We start from the raw sequence: 18849 nt of genomic DNA, 5'->3' as shown, positions 1-18849 counted from the left end.
ATGGGAAAGAAGAAATGGCATCCGTGGCGGTGCCATTTTTTTCCACAAGCCATCCGCAGACCTGATCACGGTCTTTCTGTCTGCCGCATCGCGGCGCCCGTCATGCATCGCCCCAACGAGGACCACCATGAGCTACAAAGCCCCCGTCAAAGACCTGCTGTTCAACATCCAGCATCTGGCAGGCATCGACCAGATCGCCCAGCTACCAGGCTTCGAGGATGCTGGCCTTGATACCGCTCAAGCGGTGCTGGAGGAATGCGCCAGATTCAACGAGGATGTGATTGCACCGCTGAACGCCGTTGGCGACACGCAGCCCTCGAGCTGGAAGGACGGCGAAGTCACCACCACGCCGGGCTTCAAGGAAGCTTACCGTCAGTACGCCGAGGGCGGCTGGCAGGGCCTTCAACACGAGCCCGCCTATGGGGGCCAGGGCCTGCCCAAGACCATTGGCGCGGCCTGCCAGGAAATCCTCAACAGCGCCAATCTGAGCTTCGCGCTGTGTCCGCTGCTGACCGACGGCGCCATCGAGGCGCTGGTGACAGCAGGCAGCGATGACCTGAAGGCCATCTACCTGGAAAAGCTGGTCAGCGGCCAGTGGACGGGCACCATGAACCTGACCGAGCCGCAGGCCGGCTCCGATCTGGCACTGGTGCGCAGCCGCGCCGAGCGCCAGCCTGATGGGACCTACAAGGTCTTCGGCACGAAGATCTTCATCACCTACGGTGAGCACGACATGGCCGAGAACATCGTCCACCTCGTGCTGGCACGGGTGCAAGGCGCACCCGAAGGCGTCAAGGGCATCAGCCTGTTTGTCGTGCCCAAGTTCCTCGTCAATGCCGATGGCGCGCTGGGCGCGCGCAACGACGTGCACTGCGTGAGCATCGAGCACAAGCTGGGTATCAAGGCATCGCCCACCGCCGTGCTGCAGTTCGGGGACGGCACGGCGGCGACGGATGTGAACGGCACCGGACCCGGTGCCGTGGGCTACCTCGTCGGCGAGGAAAACCAAGGCCTCAAGTACATGTTCATCATGATGAATGCCGCCCGCTACGCGGTTGGTGTGCAGGGCGTTGCCGTCTCCGAGCGTGCCTACCAACTTGCCGCGGCCTACGCCAAGGAGCGTGTGCAAAGCCGCCCGGTCGATGGATCCGTCAAGGGCAGCGCCACCATCATTCACCACCCGGATGTGCGCCGCATGCTGATGACCATGCGCGCGCTCATTGAAGGCACGCGCGCCACCGCCATCACCGCTGCGGCCGCCTACGACGCGGCGCACAAGCATCCGGATGCCGAAGTGCGCGCGCAAAACCAGGCCTTCTACGAATTCATGGTGCCGCTGGTCAAGGGCTACAGCACCGAGATCAGCCAGGAAGTCACCGCGCTGGGTGTGCAGGTGCATGGTGGCATGGGTTTCATCGAGGAAACCGGCGCCGCGCAGCACTACCGCGACTGCAAGATCCTGACCATCTACGAAGGCACGACCGCCATCCAGGCCAATGACCTGGTGGGCCGCAAGACCGCGCGTGATGGCGGCAACGTCGCCAAGGCCATCGCTGCACAGATCGAAAAGACCGAAAGCGCACTTAGGGCTGCCGGTGGCGAACCTGCCGAAGCGGTGGCGCGTGAACTGGGCAAGGCACGCCAAGCCTTCCTTGAGGTCGTGGAATTCATGGTGGCCAACAGCGCCGAAAACCCCAACGCTGCCTATGCCGGCAGCGTGCCCTACCTGATGCTGGCGGGCAACCTGGTGGCTGGCTGGAACCTGGGTCGCGCGCTGCTGGTGGCCAAGGAGCAGCTGGCAGCGGGCGAGGACAAGGCCTTCCTCGCAGCAAAGATCACGACTGCGCACTTCTATGCCGAGCACATCCTGCCCCGCACCGCCGCGCTGCGCGACGCAGTGTTGCACGGCGCGCACAGCGTGACGGAATTGCCGCTGGAGGCGTTTTGAGCGTGCCGCAGTTACCTGCTGGCGGAGCGCCGCAGGGCCAGGCCAATTGCCGTCGTCAATCTTCGCCCTGGCAGGTTTACGTGGCTATTGGCATCGCCCTGGGTGCGGGATTTGGCACGGCCATTGGCTTGGCACTCGGCCATTTGGCCCTGGGGGCAGGTTGTGGCACGGCCGCCGGTGCTGCATTGGGTGGCCTGTTGGCCCTGCAGCGCAGCGCGAACGGACGCTAGCCGCCCGTCAGTCGGCCACTCTCGGTCTGACAAGACCTGCCGCCTGTTTGGCGCGCTGGCGGGCCAGTTCCACGTCATCGGCATGGGCCAGTGCCACGCCCATGCGGCGCTTGACAAAGCTCTCGGGTTTGCCGAACAGGCGCAGGTCGGTCTGCGGCACGGCCAGGGCCTGTTCCACCCCTTCAAAAACCAGCGCCTGCGCCTCCACGCCGCCGTAGATCACGGCGCTGGCGCCGGGGGACTTCAGCGCCGTGTCCACCGGCAGGCCGAGAATGGCGCGGGCATGCAGCTCGAACTCGTTCTGCCACTGGGTGGCCATGGTGACCATGCCGGTGTCATGCGGGCGCGGGCTGACCTCGCTGAACCAGACCTGGTCGCCCTTGACGAACAGCTCGACGCCGAAGAGTCCAAGGCCGCCCAGATCATCGGTCACCGCTTTGGCAATGCGCTGGGCCTCGGCTTGCGCGGCAGCGCTCATGGGATGGGGCTGCCAGCTCTCGACGTAGTCGCCACTTTGCTGCAGGTGGCCGATGGGCGCGCAAAAGTGTGTCTCAATGGCACCGTCCGCGCCTCTGGCGCGCACGGTCAGCTGCGTGATCTCGTAGTCGAAGTCAATGAAGCCTTCGACAATGATGCGTCCGCGTGCCACGCGCCCGCCCGCCATGGCGTAGTCCCAGGCCGTGGCAATGTCGGCGGCCGAATCGATGCGGCTCTGGCCCTTGCCGGAGCTGCTCATGACCGGCTTGACGATGCAGGGGTAGCCAATCGCCGTCTGGCCGTCGCTGCCGTCGATGGCAGCTTGCAGTGCTTGCTGCGAATCGCAGAAGCGGTAAGGGCTGGTCGGCAGGCCGAGCGTTTCGGCCGCCAGCCGCCGTATGCCTTCGCGGTCCATCGTCAGGCGTGCGGCGCGCGCGGTGGGGATGACCTGCACGACGCCCTCTGCCTCCAGTTGTTCCAACTCGGCCGTGGCGATGGCTTCGATCTCGGGCACCACCAGCTGCGGCCGCTCCTGCAGGATCAGCGCGCGCAGGGCGGCCGGATCGCTCATGGTGATGGTGCGGGCATGGTGCGCAACCTGCTGGGCGGGCGCGTTGGCGTAGCGGTCGACCGCGATGGTCTCCACGCCAAGGCGCTGCAGGGCGATGACAACTTCCTTGCCCAGTTCGCCGCTGCCCAGCAGCATGACGCGGGTGGCCGTGGAACTGAGCGGGGTGCCGATGGTGCTCATGGTGTATGCGATGATGGGGTTCGGAATGAAAGCGGCGCTGAGCGCAGGGCGCTTTCAGGCGGCCGTCTCGGCCTGCGGGGTATCGAGCTTCAGGCCCTTGGGCAGCGGGAAATGCATGGTTTCCTGCACGCCGTCCATCTTGCGCACGGACACCGCGCCGAGTTCACGCAGGCGCGCAATGACCTGCTGCACCAGCACTTCCGGCGCGGAGGCGCCTGCGGTCAGGCCGACGATCTGCCGGTTGTCGAACCATTCAGGCCTGAGCTCGCTGGCATCGTCGACCATGTAGCCGGGCGTGCCTAGGCGCTCGGCCAGATCGCGCAGGCGGTTGCTGTTGGAGCTCGTCGGGCTGCCCACGACGATGACCACGTCCACCTGGCTGGCCAGATGCTTGACGGCGTCCTGGCGGTTCTGCGTGGCATAGCAGATGTCCTGCTGCTTGGGCTCTCGGACATTGGGAAAACGCGCTCGCACGGCGGCCGCGATCTCGCGCGCGTCGTCCACTGAAAGGGTGGTCTGCGTCACCACCGCCAGCTTTTCGGTCTGGGTGGGCTGCACCTGCGCGACATCGGCCACATCCTCAACGAGATGGATGCCGTCGCTGAGCTGGCCCATGGTGCCTTCGACCTCGGGGTGGCCCTTGTGGCCGATCATGATGAACTCGTAGCCCTCACGGGCCAGCTTGGTCACCTCGACATGCACCTTCGTCACGAGCGGACAGGTGGCGTCAAAGATTCTGAACCCCCGCGCCTTGGCCTCCTGCTGCACGGCCTTGCTTACGCCATGCGCGCTGAACACCAGCGTGGCACCGGGTGGCACCTCGGCCAGATCCTCGATGAAAATGGCGCCCTTGCCCTTGAGCGCGTTGACCACATGGGTGTTGTGCACGATCTCATGGCGCACGTAGATCGGCGCACCGAACTTCTGCAGCGCGCGCTCGACGATGTCGATGGCGCGGTCAACCCCGGCGCAGAAACCACGCGGCTCAGCCAGAATGACTTCGCGGGCACTCATTTCACAACACTCCGATCAGCGCAACCTCGAAGGTCACCGGCTGGCCAGCCAGCGGATGGTTGAAGTCGAACAGCACGGCGCCGTCGGCCGAGACCTCCAGCACGACCCCGGCATAGCTGCCAACGCCGTTGGGTGTGGGGAACTGCACGACGTCACCGATCCGGTACGCCTCGTCCGGATCTCCCAGCTCGGCCAGCAGCTTGCGCGCCACCCACTGGCGCATCTGCGGATTCTTCTCACCAAAGGCCTCACCAGCAGGAATCTCCCAGATGGCGCGCTCGCCCTCGCGCATGCCAATCAGACGATTTTCCATTGCTGGAGACAGCGCTCCCGTGCCCAGCGTCAGCGTCGAGGGCTGTCCACCGAAGGTGTTGATGATGTCCCCCGCCGGCCCGGCCAGACGGTAATGCAGCGTCAAAAACGCGCCGGGTTCGACCTGGCGCGGCGGGGCGGGGGTGAGCACATCGTCAGACATGGGAATTCTCTCTTTGCATACACTGTGCGCATTGTACGTTTGCACCCTGGGCGGCCTGTGCGCCGCCCGGCTGTGACCCGACGCCTGCCATGTCTTTCAAGGATCTTCCCCCCGACAGTCGTCCGCGCGAGAAGTTGCTTGCACGCGGTGCGGCCGCGTTATCGGACACGGAGCTGCTGGCCATCGTGCTGCGCACCGGCACGGCCGGGCGCAGCGTGATGGCGCTGGCGGCCGATCTGCTGCGCATGCCGGGCCGTGCGGCGGCGCAGGCGATAGCAGGACCGCAAGGAACGCGTGAACCACCGCCTGCGCAGAGCGGCTCCGACCCGGCCATACGCGGCTTTGGCGGCCTGGCGGCGCTGCTGCAGGCCAGCAATGCCGACCTGACAGGCATCAAGGGCCTGGGGCCAGCCAAGCGCGCCGAACTGCTGGCGATCATGGAGCTGGCCAAGCGCGCCCTGGCCGAGCAGTTGCAGGTGCAGGATGCGCTGCAGTCGCCAGCCGCAGTGCGCCAGTACATCCAAGCGCAGCTGGGGCATCTGCGCCACGAAGTCTTTGCGGTGCTGTTTCTCGACAGCCAGCTGCGCCTGATCGCCTTCGAGGAGCTGTTTCGCGGCACGCTGACGCAGACCAGCGTCTACCCGCGCGAGATTGCGCTGCGGGCTCTGCAGCTGCACGCGCATGCGGTCATCCTGGCGCACAACCATCCAAGCGGCGCGTTGCAGCCCTCGCAGGCGGATGTGGCCATCACACAGCGCGTGCGCGATGCGCTGGAGCTGCTGGACGTGCGCGTGCTGGACCACATCATCGTCACGCAGGGCGGCAGCCTTTCCCTGGCGGAAAAGGGGCTGTTGTGAGCAGGAGGCGCAGCGTGGCTTCGGGCTTGCGGGTGCATGCGTTGTCGGACCTGCGCCAGATCTCCGCCGCGCTCAGGCGTCAGCGCGAAATGCAGCAGGAGCAGCAACGGCAGCATGAGGCGCGCCGCGCCGCCGCCGAGCGCGAACGCAACCTGTTTCGTCACAGCATCGGGCAGGTGCAGCCCCTCCATCACGCACCGCGCGTGGCAGCGCAGCCTGCGCCCGCAGCGCCCGTGCCGCTGCAGCTGGTGCTGGACGAGCAGCGCGCCCTGCGCGAATCCATCAGCGATGACTTCGATGTCTCCAGCCTGCTGGAAACGGATGAAGGCCTGAGCTACCGGCAGCCCGGCGTAGGACCGGAAGTGGCGCGCAAGCTGCGGCTTGGCCACTGGAGCATTCAGGCCACCCTGGACCTGCATGGCCTGCGGCTGGACGAGGCGCGTGAGGCGCTCGGCGGCTTCATCCGGCTGCAGCATCAGCGCGGTGTGCGCTGCGTGCGCATCGTGCATGGCAAGGGGCTGGGCTCGCCCGGGCGCGTGCCGGTGCTCAAGGTGCGGGTGCAGCGCTGGCTGGTCCAGAAGAAAGAGGTGCTGGCCTTCGTGCAGGCCAAGGCCAGTGACGGGGGCGCAGGCGCGGTCGTCGTGCTGCTCGATCGCGTGCGGCCGCGCGGCTGACACGCTTTTCGCGCTGCTCGCCACATTGCCGGCACGGCACGGCGGGGCATTGCGGCAACGCATGCATGCCTGCATGCTTATCATGCGGCAGAACGACGGCACCGGCCACCGCGGCGTCCTGCATGCGGGCCTTGCTGAAAAAGCGCGGACACAGCGCAATGAGGAGACAACACATGGCAGACCATCTGGATGTGCACGGGGTGTCCGAAACCATGCTGTGGACGCTCTACAACCGCGCCAGCGAGTCGCTGCGCGACGACGCCTTCTTCCACGACCGTGATGCCGAACGCATCTTTGAAGCGCTGGACTACCCGTTCGAGCGGCACTTCGGCGCGGCGGACTCTTCGCATGCAGCACGGGCGCTGGCGTTTGACGCGGTCCTGAGTGCCTGGCTGGCCAAGCATCCAGATGGCACGGTGGTCGAGCTCGGCTGCGGGCTGGAGACGCAGTGCCTGCGGCTGGACAATGGCCAGGTGCGCTGGCTGGCCGTCGACATGCCACAGGCCATGGCGCTGCGCGAGCGCTTCATCACGCCCCATGCGCGTCTGCACCACTGGCGCGGCGACGCCTGCGCGCTGCAGTGGATGGACGCGGTGGACGCCGCTGGCCCGGTGTTTGTCTCCGCGCAGGGGCTGCTGATGTACCTACACCCCGATCAGGTCAGGGCCTTGCTGCAGGGCGTAGCCGCGCGATTTGCGCAGCTGGAGGTGATGTTCGATGTGGTGCCGCCGTGGGTGGCGCTGCTCACGCAAAGTCCGGCAGGGCTCTGGAAGACTGCGCACTACCGGGTGCCGCCGATGCACTGGGGCATCAACGCCAGTGCCTTGCCCGGCCGGCTGCGCCAGTGGCTGGGGCCGCAGTGGGAGGTGCACTGGATCGACTATCCGCCCTGTCGCGGTCTGCCTGCGTGGTATTCCCAGTGGGCCATGGCCTGGCCGTGGTCGCGTGAACTGCTGCCGGGCATGGCCCATCTGCAGCGCAGGCTGCGCTGAACGGCTTCTGCACGCGCTGCAAGGTCGTGGCCCTGGCTCGATAATGGCGCCATGACTAGCAAGCATCGCATCGTGGTGGGGTTGAGCGGCGGCGTGGATTCGGCCGTCAGCGCCTGGCTGCTCAAGCAGGCCGGACATGAAGTCGTGGGTATCTTCATGAAGAACTGGGAAGATGACGACGACAGCGAGTACTGCTCCAGTCGGCAGGATTTTCTCGACGCAGCCGCTGTGGCCGACGTGATCGGCATCGACATCGAGCACGTCAATTTCGCCGCCGACTACAAGGACCGCGTGTTCGCGGAGTTCCTGCGCGAGTACCAGGCCGGCCGGACACCCAACCCCGATGTGCTGTGCAACGCCGAGATCAAGTTCAAAGCGTTTCTCGACCATGCCATGCGGCTCGGGGCCGAGCGCATCGCCACCGGCCATTACGCGCGCGCGCGCCTGGATGTGCAAAGCGGCCTGCACCAGTTGCTCAAGGGAGTGGATCCGGGCAAGGACCAGAGCTACTTTCTGCATCGGCTATCCCAGGCACAGCTGAGCAAGACCTTGTTTCCAGTTGGAGAAATCCATAAGTCCGAGGTCCGCCGCATTGCCGAGGAAATCGGCCTGCCCAACGCGAAGAAAAAGGATTCGACCGGCATCTGCTTCATCGGCGAGCGGCCCTTCCGGGAGTTTCTCAGCCGCTACATCGCCCATCAGCCCGGCGACATCGTCGATGAGGCGGGCCGCACCGTCGGCCGCCACGTCGGCCTGTCGTTCTACACCCTCGGCCAGCGCCAGGGCCTGGGCATCGGAGGCATCAAGGACAAGGGAGCGGCGCGCGGCGCTGGCGCGCACCAGCCATGGTTTGTTGCGCGCAAGGACCTGCAGCGCAACACCCTGCACGTGGTGCAGGGCCATGACCATCCGGCACTGCTTTCGCCGGCCCTGGAAGCAGGGCAGGCCAGCTGGATCGCCGGCACAGCACCCACGCCCGGGCGCTATGCCGCCAAGACGCGCTACCGCCAGAGCGATGCGGCCTGTGCGCTGCAGGTCGGCATCGCCCAGGAGCGGTTTCATCTGCAGTTTGACACGCCCCAGTGGGCTGTCACGCCGGGCCAGTCGGCCGTGCTCTACGACGGGGAAGTCTGCCTGGGTGGCGGCATCATCGAGGCCGCACCGACGCTGTAGCTGCGCGCAGTCCGGCGGCTGTCAGGCCGCGGGCCAGATCGTTATGATGGCGGGTTTGCATGTGCGTGCCCGATGCGGGCCGCGCACAGGGCGTTTTCCTCCAGCGCCGGTGCTGTTTTCCTGCCTTCTGCCGTGACCTCTGAACGATCCGATCTTCCCGCGCCCAGTGCCCACACGCCCAAAGACGTGAACGCAGACCCGCGCGCCGGCGCCTACCTTGGCCAGCGGCTGGACAGCGGCGTCATCAGCATCCGCGGCGCACGCACGCACAACCTCAAGAACATCGATCTGGACATTCCGCGCCACCGGCTGGTGGTGATTACGGGCATGTCCGGCTCGGGCAAGTCTTCGCTGGCCTTCGACACGCTGTATGCCGAGGGCCAGCGCCGCTATGTCGAGAGTCTGTCAGCCTATGCGCGGCAGTTTCTCGGGCGGCTGGACAAGCCCGATGTGGATCTGATCGAAGGCCTCTCGCCCGCCATCAGCATCGAGCAGAAGGCCACCAGCCACAACCCGCGCTCGACGGTTGGCACCGTCACCGAGATCAACGACTACCTGCGCCTGTTGTATGCACGCGCGGGCACGCCTTACTGCCCGCAGCACAGCGTGCCGCTGGCCTCGCAGACCGTCAGCCAGATGGTCGATGCCGTACTGGCGCTGCCCGAGGAGACGCGGCTGATGCTGCTGGCACCGGTTGCGCGCGGCAAGAAGGGCGAGTTCGGCGACCTGTTCGAGGCCATGCGCGCGCGCGGCTACGTGCGCTTTCGCATTGACGGCCAGGTGGTCACCGACGACGCGCTGCCGGTGCTGAAGAAGAACGAGCGGCACGACATCGATGTGGTGGTCGACCGCCTGCGGGTGCGCGCGGACATGCGCCAGCGCCTGGCCGAGAGCATGGAGGCGGCGCTGGCCATTGGCGGTGCCAATGCCAGTGGCCGCGTGGTGGCGCTGGAGATGGACAGTGGCATCGAGCACAGCTATTCGGCCAAGTTCGCCTGCCCGCACTGCGACTACACGCTGGCGGAGCTGGAGCCGCGGCTGTTTTCCTTCAACTCGCCGATGGGCGCCTGCCCAGGCTGTGACGGGCTGGGCCAGCAGGAGGTGTTCGATGCCGCGCGCATTGTCGCCTTTCCCACACTGAGCCTGGCTGCCGGCGCCATCAAAGGCTGGGACCGGCGCAACGCCTACTACTTCGGCCAGTTGCGCAGCGTCGCGGCGCATTACGGCTTCGATGCCGAGCAGACGCCGTTCGAGGAACTGCCCGAGCGCATCCGTCAGATCGTGCTCTATGGCTCGGGCGACGAGGCCATCGCCTTCACCCACACCACCGAGAGCGGTCCGAACAAGGGCCAGTCGGTGGTGCGCACCCACCCGTTTGAAGGCGTCGTGCCCAACATGGAGCGGCGCTGGCGCGAGACCGACTCGACCGTGGTGCGCGACGAGCTGGCCAAGTTGCGCAGCACCCAGGTCTGCCCCGAATGCGGCGGTGCACGCCTGCGTACCGAGGCGCGCTGGGTCATGATCGGCGAGGGCGCCGACGCGCGGCCTATCCACGCTGTCAGCCACGACACCTTGAGCCAGGCGCAGCGCTGGTTCGAACAGCTGCAGCTGCCCGGCGCCAAGGGAGAGATTGCCGCCAAGGTGGTGCGCGAGATCGCCACGCGACTGCGCTTTCTCAACGACGTGGGACTCAACTACCTGAGCCTGGATCGCAGTGCCGAGACACTCTCGGGCGGCGAGGCCCAGCGCATCCGCCTAGCCAGCCAGATCGGCTCCGGGCTGACCGGCGTGATGTACGTGCTCGACGAGCCCAGCATCGGCCTGCACCAGCGCGACAATGACCGGCTCATCGCCACCCTCAAGCATCTGCGCGATATCGGCAACAGCGTCATCGTGGTTGAGCACGACGAGGACATGATGCGTGCGGCCGACCAGATCATCGACATGGGCCCGGGTGCAGGGGCGCATGGCGGCCAGGTGGTGGCGCAGGGCGACTATGCAGCCATTGCCGCCGATCCCCACTCCCTGACCGGTCAATACCTCAGCGGAAGGCGGCGCATCGCGGTGCCGCAGCGACGCACGCCATGGCAGCCCGTGCGCGCGGCGGATGCCGCAGCACTGGTGGCACCGCGCCACGGCTTTACGCCCGGGTCGGCCACCACGAATGGCACCAAGGCTGAAGCGCAGCTGCAGGCGCTGCGCATCGTCGGCGCCAGCGGCAACAACCTGCGCCATGTCACCGTGGACTTTCCCGTCGGGCTGCTGACCTGCGTGACCGGCGTGTCGGGATCGGGCAAGAGCACGCTGGTCAACGACACGTTGTATGCGGCCGTGGCGCAGAGGCTCTACCGTGCACACGCCGAGCCGGCTCCGTATGAGGACATCCTCGGCATCGAACAGTTCGACAAGGTCATCAATGTCGACCAGGCGCCCATCGGGCGCACGCCGCGCTCGAACCCCGCCACTTACACCGGCCTGATGACGCCGATCCGCGAGCTGTTTGCCGAGGTCAACACCGCCAAGGAACGGGGCTACGGGCCGGGGCGCTTTTCGTTCAACGTCGCCGGCGGCCGCTGCGAGGCCTGCCAGGGTGATGGCGTGGTGAAGGTGGAAATGCACTTTCTGCCCGACGTCTACGTGCCGTGCGACGTCTGCCAGGGCCGCCGCTACAACCGCGAGACGCTGGAAGTGCTCTGGAAGGGCCGCAACATCGCCGATGTGCTGCAGATGACGGTGGAGGATGCGCTGGCCTTCTTCCAGGATGTGCCGGGCATTGCCCGCAAGCTGCAGACGCTGATGGACGTGGGCCTGTCGTACATCCGCCTGGGCCAAAGCGCCACCACGCTCTCAGGCGGCGAGGCGCAGCGCGTCAAGCTGGCGCTGGAGCTGTCCAAGCGCGACACCGGGCGCACGCTCTACATCCTCGATGAGCCCACCACCGGCCTGCACTTTGCCGACATTGCGCTGCTGGTGCAGGTGCTGCAGCAGCTGCGCGATGCGGGCAACACCATCGTCGTCATCGAGCACAACCTCGATGTCATCAAGACCGCTGACTGGATCATCGACATGGGCCCCGAAGGCGGGCAGGGCGGCGGCACGGTGGTGGCACAGGGCACGCCCGAGCAGGTCGCGGCCAACTCGGCCAGCCACACCGGGCGCTATCTGAAACCGTATCTGGAGTGAGAAACGGCCGCATGCGCCGCCGGTCGGTGATGCCATGGACAGATCCATGGCGCGAATCGCACCGCCGCGCGTGCAAGAATTGCAACCATGCACACACTGCGGGTTGAACCTCTGACTTGCGAAGCCTTTGCGCCGTTCGGGGCGGTGCTGCAGCTGCCGCAATCGCCGGGACGGGTGTACTACAACGACGCGCTGGCCAATCTGCGCGCCCATGCGGGGCCGTCGCTGTCGCTGGCCCGCTACGCACCATCTGCCGGTCTGCCGATGCAGATCCACCAGATGGAGCGACATCCCTATTCCTCGCAGACTTTCATTCCCATCCAGGTGGCGCGCTATCTGGTGCTCGTGGCGCCACACGGTGCAAGCGGCAGACCCGACATGGCGCAGGCGCGTGCCTTCCTGGTCCACGGCCAGCAGGGCGTCACCTACTTTGCCGATACCTGGCACCACGGCATGACGGTGTTCGATGATGCTGCGACTTTCGCCATCTGCATGTGGCAGGCCGGGGATGCGGGCGATGAAACCTTTGCCGACATCGATCCCGTCCTGCTGCAGGAGTAGGGCGCGGGCGCACAAAAAAGCGCTGCGTTGCGACGCCTTGCACGCGTTCTGGGGCATCAGGGTGCTGGCAGCTTGAAAGCACGCGCGCCGGGCCCTACATGCTTTGCGCCTGCACCTGACAGCGGAGGGACTTCGATGGAAAAACGCACCGAGTACAACATCTGGTACTGGATCATGGCCTTTCTGGCGGTGATCTACATTCAAAGCCTGATCTCCGGCTGGAGTTCGGTCGCCCCCATCAGCTACAGCCAGTTCGAGACCTACCTCGACGAAGGCCGCGTGGCATCGATCACGGTGCGCGCCGACCGCATCAGCGGCACTTTCACCGATCCCATCGGCGGCAAGACGCAGTTCGTGACCACGGTGGTCGATCCGGCACTGCTTGAGCGCATCGACCGCTCGGGCGTGGAAATCACCGGCATGCCGGAAAACACCTTCCTGGGCACGCTGCTGTCATGGGTCGTGCCGGCGCTGGTGTTCTTTGCCGTGTGGATGCTGCTGTTTCGGCGCTTTGCCGAGCGGCAGGGCTTTGGCGGCTTCATGCAGGTGGGCCGCAGCAAGGCCAAGGTCTACATGGAGAAGCAGACGGGCGTGACATTCGACGACGTGGCGGGTGTCGACGAGGCCAAGGCCGAGCTGCAAGAGGTCGTGGAGTTTCTCAAGAACCCGGCCGAGTATGGCCGACTGGGCGCGCACATCCCCAAGGGCGTGCTGCTGGTTGGCCCGCCCGGCACCGGCAAGACGCTGCTGGCACGCGCGGTGGCAGGCGAGGCGGGCGTGACCTTCTTCTCGATCTCCGGCTCCGAGTTCGTCGAGATGTTCGTAGGCGTGGGCGCGGCGCGCGTGCGTGACCTGTTCGAGCAGGCCCGCAAGAGTGCACCTGCCATCATCTTCATCGACGAGCTTGATGCGCTGGGCCGCGCGCGCGCGTCGGGCCAGCTCTCCGGTGGCCACGATGAGCGCGAGCAGACGCTCAACCAATTGCTGACCGAACTCGACGGGTTTGATCCCTCTTCTGGCATCGTGCTGCTGGCGGCGACCAACCGCCCGGAAATTCTTGATCCGGCGCTGCTGCGCGCCGGGCGCTTCGACCGCCAGGTGCTGGTCGATCGCCCCGACAAGAAAGGGCGCATCCAGATCCTGGGCGTGCACATGAAGAAGGTCAAGCTGGCGGATGACGTCAATGCCGAGACCATCGCGGCGCTGACGCCGGGCTTTTCCGGCGCCGATCTGGCCAATCTGGTCAACGAGGCGGCGCTGCTGGCCACGCGCCGCAAGGCCGATGCCATCACGATGGCGGACTTCAACAACGCCATTGAACGCATCGTGGCGGGGCTGGAAAAACGCAACCGCGTGCTCAACAAGCGCGAACGCGAGGTCGTCGCCCACCACGAGATGGGCCATGCGTTGGTAGCAATGGCGCTGCCAGGCGTCGATCCGGTGCACAAGGTCTCGATCATTCCGCGCGGCATCGGCGCGCTGGGCTACACCATCCAGCGCCCGACCGAGGACCGCTTTCTGATGACGCAAAGCGAGCTGGAAAACAAGATCGCCGTGCTGTTGGGCGGGCGCGCGGCCGAGAAGATCATCTTTGGCCATCTCTCCACCGGCGCAGCGGACGACCTCGTCAAGGCCACCGACATTGCCCGCGCCATGGTGGCCAAATACGGCATGGACGGCGAGCTTGGCAACGTCAGCTACGACACCGAGCGCGCAGGTTTTCTGGGCACGGGCGACCAGGCCTCGTGGCTGAACCGCCGCTACAGCGAGGCCACGGCCGAACGCATCGACCGCAAGGTGCGCGACGTGATCGACCGCGTGTTCCAGCGCACGCTGGCACTGCTTGAGGCCAACCGTGCACTGCTGGAGTCCTCCGCGCAGGAACTGCTGCAGCGCGAAACGCTGGATGAGGCGGACCTGGCCGCCATCCGCGAGAAGGTCGTGCCCGCCGAACAGGCACTACCTGCTGCCGCATCCAGCAGCCCGTCGCCAGCGCACTGACGGTGCAGGGGCCGCAGCAGGCTCAGGCCTGCTCCAGCATCAATACCTTGGCCTCGCCGCGCGCGATCTTCTCGCGCCACTGCGCCGGTCCCGTCACGTGGGCGCTGGTGCCACCGGCATCCACGGCCACGGTCACGGGCATGTCCACGACGTCAAACTCGTAAATGGCTTCCATGCCCAGGTCCTCGAAGCCGACGACCCTGGCGGTCTTGATCGCCTTGCTGACCAGGTAGGCCGCACCACCCACGGCCATGAGGTAGGCGCTCTTGTGCTTCTGGATGGCCTCGATGGCAACCGGGCCGCGCTCGGCCTTGCCGACCATGGCAATCAGGCCAGTCTGGGCCAGCATCATCTCGGTGAACTTGTCCATGCGCGTGGCGGTGGTCGGGCCGGCCGGGCCGACCGCCTCGCCGGCGACCGGATCGACCGGGCCAACGTAATAGATCACGCGGTTGGTGAAGTCCACCGGCAATGGCTCGCCCTTGGCCAGCATGTCCTGAATGCGCTTGTGCGCAGCGTCACGGCCGGTGAGCATCTTGCCGTTGAGCAGCAGCGTGTCGCCAGGCTTCCAGCTGGCCACTTCTTCCCTGGTCAGGGTATCGAGGTTGACCTTCTTGCTCTTGTTGTAATCAGGGGCCCAGTCGATCTTGGGCCACAGATCCAGCGATGGCGCCTCCAGATACACCGGCCCCTCGCCCTTGAGCACGAAGTGCGCATGGCGCGTGGCAGCGCAGTTGGGAATCATGGCCACCGGCTTGCTGGCCGCGTGCGTGGGGTACAGGGCGATCTTCACGTCCAGCACCGTGGTCAGGCCGCCCAAGCCTTGCGCGCCAATACCCAGGGCGTTGACCTTCTCGTAGATCTCCAGGCGCAACTCCTCGACCTGCGTGAGCGGCTCGCCCCGGGCGGACTTCTGCTGCAGCTCGTACATGTTCAGGTCTTCCATCAGGCTCTGCTTGGCCAGCAGCACGGCCTTTTCGGCCGTGCCGCCAATGCCGATGCCGAGCATGCCGGGCGGGCACCAGCCTGCACCCATCGTCGGCACTGTCTTGAGCACCCAGTCGACCACCGAATCGCTGGGGTTGAGCATGACCATCTTGGACTTGTTCTCCGAGCCACCGCCCTTGGCCGCAACGGTGATGTCCACCGTATTGCCGGGCACGATCTCGGTGACGATCACCGCCGGGGTGTTGTCGCGCGTGTTCTTGCGCGCAAACTGCGGGTCGGCCACGACCGAGGCGCGCAGCGTGTTGTCCGGATGGTTGTAGCCACGACGCACGCCCTCGTTGATGGCGTCCTCCAGGCTGCCGGTAAAGCCTTCCCAGCGCACGTCCATGCCGACCTTGAGGAAGACGTTGACGATGCCGGTGTCCTGGCAGATCGGCCGGTGGCCGATGGCACTCATCTTCGAATTGGTCAGGATCTGCGCCATCGCATCCTTGGCAGCGGGCGACTGCTCATGCGCATAGGCACGCGCCAGATGCTGGATGTAGTCGGCAGGGTGGTAGTAGCTGATGTACTGCAGGGCGGCCGCGATCGACTCGATCAGGTCGTCCTGACGAATGGCAGTGGTTGTCATGGCGTGGGTTGGTTGCGAAGGCGGTCATGGCCGTCTTCTGGTTTTCAAACATCGCGTACCGATTATCCCTTGCCATCAGGCCGACGACGGGGCATGGGCCGCATGGTGCCGCCAAGGCACATCTGGAACCCATGCGCGTCGCAAGCAGAGCGCACCCGTGCAGGTTGTTCAGCCGCACATTCAGAACCTTGGGACAACTCTGTGGGCAAGTGCAGGAACAAGCAGCGAGTTATCCACAAAATTCCTTGCGCGCCGGTTTTGTCCCCATTCCGCGCCGCTACAAAACAGCATCGGCCCACCGGGTTTAGCAATCGCAAGTCATTGATTGAAAACGCGAAAGCACGTTATCCACAGGCACGTGGCAGGCCTACTACTACGATTACCTTTTTTTCAAAAAAAAAAGTAATCACGGTAGTCGGGGTGTGAACAACAGGCAGAACTGACCGAATTTCCGGAAAGTAGCGGTGTTCCCACCCCGACTTTGTTTATCCCGCAAGAATTGCCATGGTCAGGCGTGAAACACATACCAGCCGCCCTGCATCGTCGCGGATGTCGATCTGCCAGACATGCGTGGTACGGCCGATGTGGATAGGACGTGCCATCCCCGTCACAAAGCCCTTGGTGACGGCGCGCAAATGGTTGGCATTGATGTCCAGCCCCACCGCATGATGGCCCTCAGGCGCCGCGTAGTACGCGCCCATGGATCCGAGCGTTTCTGCCAGCACCACGCTGCAACCGCCGTGCAGCAAACCGAATGGTTGCTTGGTGCGGGCATCAACTGGCATGCGGCCGGTCAGGCTGTCCTCGCCAACGTCGGTAATCTCGATGCCTAGATGGGACACGGCCGTGTTGGTCAGGGTTGCTGCAATGGCTTGAAGTGAAACGGATTTTTTCCAGATGGTCATGTAATGGTTTCCTTGGAATGCGACACCTTGATGGCAACGTGGTGGGGGGCATGCACGTGGCGATGCGACCCTACGTCGCAAGGCTACGCGAGAATGGAAACAAGGTTTGTCACTAATTTGGCGACAGCCATTGGACGCTGTGCAATCATCACGCCGCGGACTGGCGCGAAAGGCTACTGAATTTCCCGCACAGGTGGCGGGTTAGCGGGCAATGGCAGGCCAGACCAAGGATAGGTCATATGAGACCAGATCAAATAGAAGCCCAACGCCTGAATTAAGCCGCGCTGCGAAGCGGCGTCGGCTTGAATGAATTGTTAGGGCGCATCACTTGTCTGCAAGACGCGACGATAAGCATAGATGGCAAGAGCAATGCCAGCGAGGAGCGGTCCTGAACCGAAAACACCACCCAATCCGCAGAGGTTGCCCATCTTCTCGGACGTGCAGAATACCGCTATTCCCGACCCCGCACCGACAAACATCGCGACTAACCCGACCATCGTCAGTCCCAGAACATATCGGCCAAGCCATTTCGCCTTGTCGGCACTGCGGCGTGCGAATCCGAGTATCGCCAGTGCAACCGAAACGGTCACCCCCAACGACAAGGCGATGGGTCCGATTTTGATCAACAGGTTAAACAGGTCGGCCACGGCCAGGCTCCGGAGATCGGGGCGGGTCAGCGAAGTGGCAGCGGTTCGGCTTGCCCGACGAGAAGCCGCAAGGCAAGCACCAGCAGCCAGAGTCCGCCAGCGCCATAGAGCACAAACATCAACCAGAACCCCACAGGCTGCTCATCCTTCCGGTGACCTGCCCCCAGTTTTAGTACCGTTTCCTAGTTAGTAGGCCCTGGGGTTGATGTTAGTTTTTCATGTCGGGGTTGCTGTTGGCTTGCCCTCCAATGCGCAGCGAATTCTGCCGGGGTGTGATTCCCGATAGCGCTGTGCGGTCGGTGTTCGTTGTAGTCCCTTCGCCAGGCCGCGATGCGGATTCTGGCCTCGGCCAGTGAGCAGAACCAGTGCTCATTCAGGCATTCATCCCGAAACTTGCCATTGAATGATTCGATGAACGCATTCTGTGTCGGCTTGCCAGGCTGAATCAGCTTCAGCTTGATGCCGCGCTGATAGGCCCATTGATCAAGAGCCTTGCCGGTGAATTCGGGGCCCTGGTCGGTGCGGATTGCCTTGGGGTAACCGCGGAATCGGGCCATTTCATCTAATGCGCGAGTAACACGAAAGCCGCTGATGCCGTGATCCACAAGAATACCCACCACCTCCTTGGTGAAATCATCGACCACCGTCAGACATTTGATCCTACGTCCCGTACTGAGTGCATCGAAGACGAAGTCCATCGACCATACCTGATTCGGCGCGCTCGGCAGACTCAGCCGCTCGCGCTCTACGGCGACACCGTGGCGGCGCCTCCGGCGCTTCACCATCAACCCGGCAGCCCGGTACAGGCGATAGATCCGTTTAGGGTTGACCTGCATGCCAGCCCGCCGCAGCAGGATATGCAGGCGCCGATAGCCAAAGCGCCGACGCTCCTGTGCCAGCTCCATAAGTTGGGATTGCAGCCTGGTGTTTTGCTCGCTGGAACGGGGTTGATAGCGCAGCACCGAGCGAGACAGCCCGATCAGCTGACAGGCACGGCGCTCGGAGATACCGGTTCTGGCCTGCATCTCCTGCACCGCCTCCCGCCGTGCTGTCGGGCTTACCCTTTTCCCCGGGCGACCACCTTAAGTGCCTCGATATCCAGATGGGCTTCGGCTAGCAGCTTCTTTAGCCGGCTGTTCTCCAGCTCGAGATCCTTGAGCCGCTTGGCGTCCGGCACGGTCATGCCACCGAACTTGGCACGCCAAGTGTAGAAGGATGCATCACTGAAGCCATGCCGCCGGCACAGCTCCTTCACCGGCACGCCGGCCTCTGCCTGCTTAAGAAAGTCGAGAATCTGTTCTTCTGTAAAACGCTTTTTCACTACCGTCTCCTGCTCGGAAAACGGACTCTACTAAGTTCGGCGTGGTACTGAAATCGGGGGG

Annotated in this window: 15 protein-coding genes; 8 read left to right on the top strand and 7 right to left on the bottom strand. The window is 64.8% G+C overall.

Annotated features, from left to right (window positions below; translation table 11 throughout):
• Nucleotides 1-127 precede the first annotated feature (127 nt).
• Nucleotides 128-1948 carry an acyl-CoA dehydrogenase C-terminal domain-containing protein gene (locus AAV94_RS11805; RefSeq protein WP_046742436.1) on the top strand — a complete coding sequence of 607 codons (1821 nt, stop codon included), beginning with the start codon at nt 128-130 and terminating at the stop codon, nt 1946-1948.
• A 237-nt stretch (nt 1949-2185) separates the two neighbouring features.
• On the opposite strand, the gene purT is transcribed toward AAV94_RS11805, so the two are convergent.
• From purT to AAV94_RS11785, 3 genes are read right to left on the bottom strand one after another with little or no spacing between them, the layout of a single operon-like run.
• Nucleotides 2186-3406 carry a formate-dependent phosphoribosylglycinamide formyltransferase gene (gene purT / locus AAV94_RS11795; RefSeq protein WP_046742434.1) on the bottom strand — a complete coding sequence of 407 codons (1221 nt, stop codon included), beginning with the start codon at nt 3404-3406 and terminating at the stop codon, nt 2186-2188.
• A gap of 54 nt (nt 3407-3460) precedes the next feature.
• A complete protein-coding gene (ispH, locus tag AAV94_RS11790) occupies nt 3461-4420 on the bottom strand; it encodes a 4-hydroxy-3-methylbut-2-enyl diphosphate reductase (RefSeq protein WP_046742433.1) in 960 nt (319 codons plus the stop codon).
• A gap of 1 nt (nt 4421) precedes the next feature.
• Entirely contained in the window at nt 4422-4895 is a 474-nt protein-coding gene (locus AAV94_RS11785) for an FKBP-type peptidyl-prolyl cis-trans isomerase (RefSeq protein WP_046742432.1), read from the bottom strand.
• Between the two features lie 89 nt (nt 4896-4984).
• Between AAV94_RS11785 and radC the strand changes: the two genes are divergently transcribed.
• The 7 genes from radC (at nt 4985) to ftsH (ending at nt 14336) form a co-directional block, all read left to right on the top strand.
• Nucleotides 4985-5752, top strand: a complete 768-nt coding sequence (radC, locus tag AAV94_RS11780) for a RadC family protein (protein ID WP_046742431.1) — start codon at nt 4985-4987, stop codon at nt 5750-5752.
• Between the two features lie 14 nt (nt 5753-5766).
• Complete coding sequence (locus AAV94_RS11775; protein WP_231731380.1) at nt 5767-6426, top strand: Smr/MutS family protein; 660 nt, start codon at nt 5767-5769, stop codon at nt 6424-6426.
• 173 nt (nt 6427-6599) lie between these two features.
• On the top strand, nt 6600-7418 hold the full coding sequence (locus tag AAV94_RS11770; RefSeq protein WP_052755036.1) for a class I SAM-dependent methyltransferase: 819 nt from the start codon (nt 6600-6602) through the stop codon (nt 7416-7418).
• A 51-nt stretch (nt 7419-7469) separates the two neighbouring features.
• Nucleotides 7470-8591, top strand: a complete 1122-nt coding sequence (mnmA, locus tag AAV94_RS11765; RefSeq protein ID WP_046742429.1) for a tRNA 2-thiouridine(34) synthase MnmA — start codon at nt 7470-7472, stop codon at nt 8589-8591.
• A gap of 186 nt (nt 8592-8777) precedes the next feature.
• Entirely contained in the window at nt 8778-11774 is a 2997-nt protein-coding gene (uvrA, locus tag AAV94_RS11760; protein WP_231731383.1) for an excinuclease ABC subunit UvrA, read from the top strand.
• Between the two features lie 87 nt (nt 11775-11861).
• Nucleotides 11862-12335, top strand: coding sequence for an ureidoglycolate lyase (locus AAV94_RS11755; RefSeq protein ID WP_046742428.1), 474 nt, complete (start codon nt 11862-11864; stop codon nt 12333-12335).
• 135 nt (nt 12336-12470) lie between these two features.
• Nucleotides 12471-14336: an ATP-dependent zinc metalloprotease FtsH gene (gene ftsH, locus AAV94_RS11750; RefSeq protein ID WP_046742427.1), complete on the top strand. Its 1866-nt coding sequence runs from the start codon at nt 12471-12473 to the stop codon at nt 14334-14336.
• 22 nt (nt 14337-14358) lie between these two features.
• Here ftsH and AAV94_RS11745 read toward each other — a convergent pair whose 3' ends face one another.
• From AAV94_RS11745 to AAV94_RS11730, 4 genes are all read right to left on the bottom strand, one after another.
• On the bottom strand, nt 14359-15915 hold the full coding sequence (locus AAV94_RS11745) for a fumarate hydratase (RefSeq protein ID WP_046742426.1): 1557 nt from the start codon (nt 15913-15915) through the stop codon (nt 14359-14361).
• 485 nt (nt 15916-16400) lie between these two features.
• Entirely contained in the window at nt 16401-16820 is a 420-nt protein-coding gene (locus tag AAV94_RS11740; RefSeq protein ID WP_046742425.1) for a hotdog fold thioesterase, read from the bottom strand.
• 314 nt (nt 16821-17134) lie between these two features.
• Nucleotides 17135-17467: a hypothetical protein gene (locus AAV94_RS11735; protein WP_046742424.1), complete on the bottom strand. Its 333-nt coding sequence runs from the start codon at nt 17465-17467 to the stop codon at nt 17135-17137.
• Between the two features lie 182 nt (nt 17468-17649).
• A protein-coding gene (locus AAV94_RS11730; RefSeq protein ID WP_156167861.1) for an IS3 family transposase occupies nt 17650-18788 on the bottom strand; the annotation gives its coding sequence in 2 pieces (ribosomal slippage) (nt 17650-18539 and nt 18539-18788; 1140 coding nt in all).
• Between the last annotated feature and the right edge of the window lie 61 nt (nt 18789-18849).

The sequence above is a fragment of the Lampropedia cohaerens genome (assembly GCF_001005215.1).
Taxonomy (GTDB): Bacteria; Pseudomonadota; Gammaproteobacteria; order Burkholderiales; family Burkholderiaceae_C; genus Lampropedia; species Lampropedia cohaerens.
The sequence above is the reverse complement of the archived record's forward strand: the minus strand, read 5'-3'. Positions and strand labels throughout refer to the sequence as shown.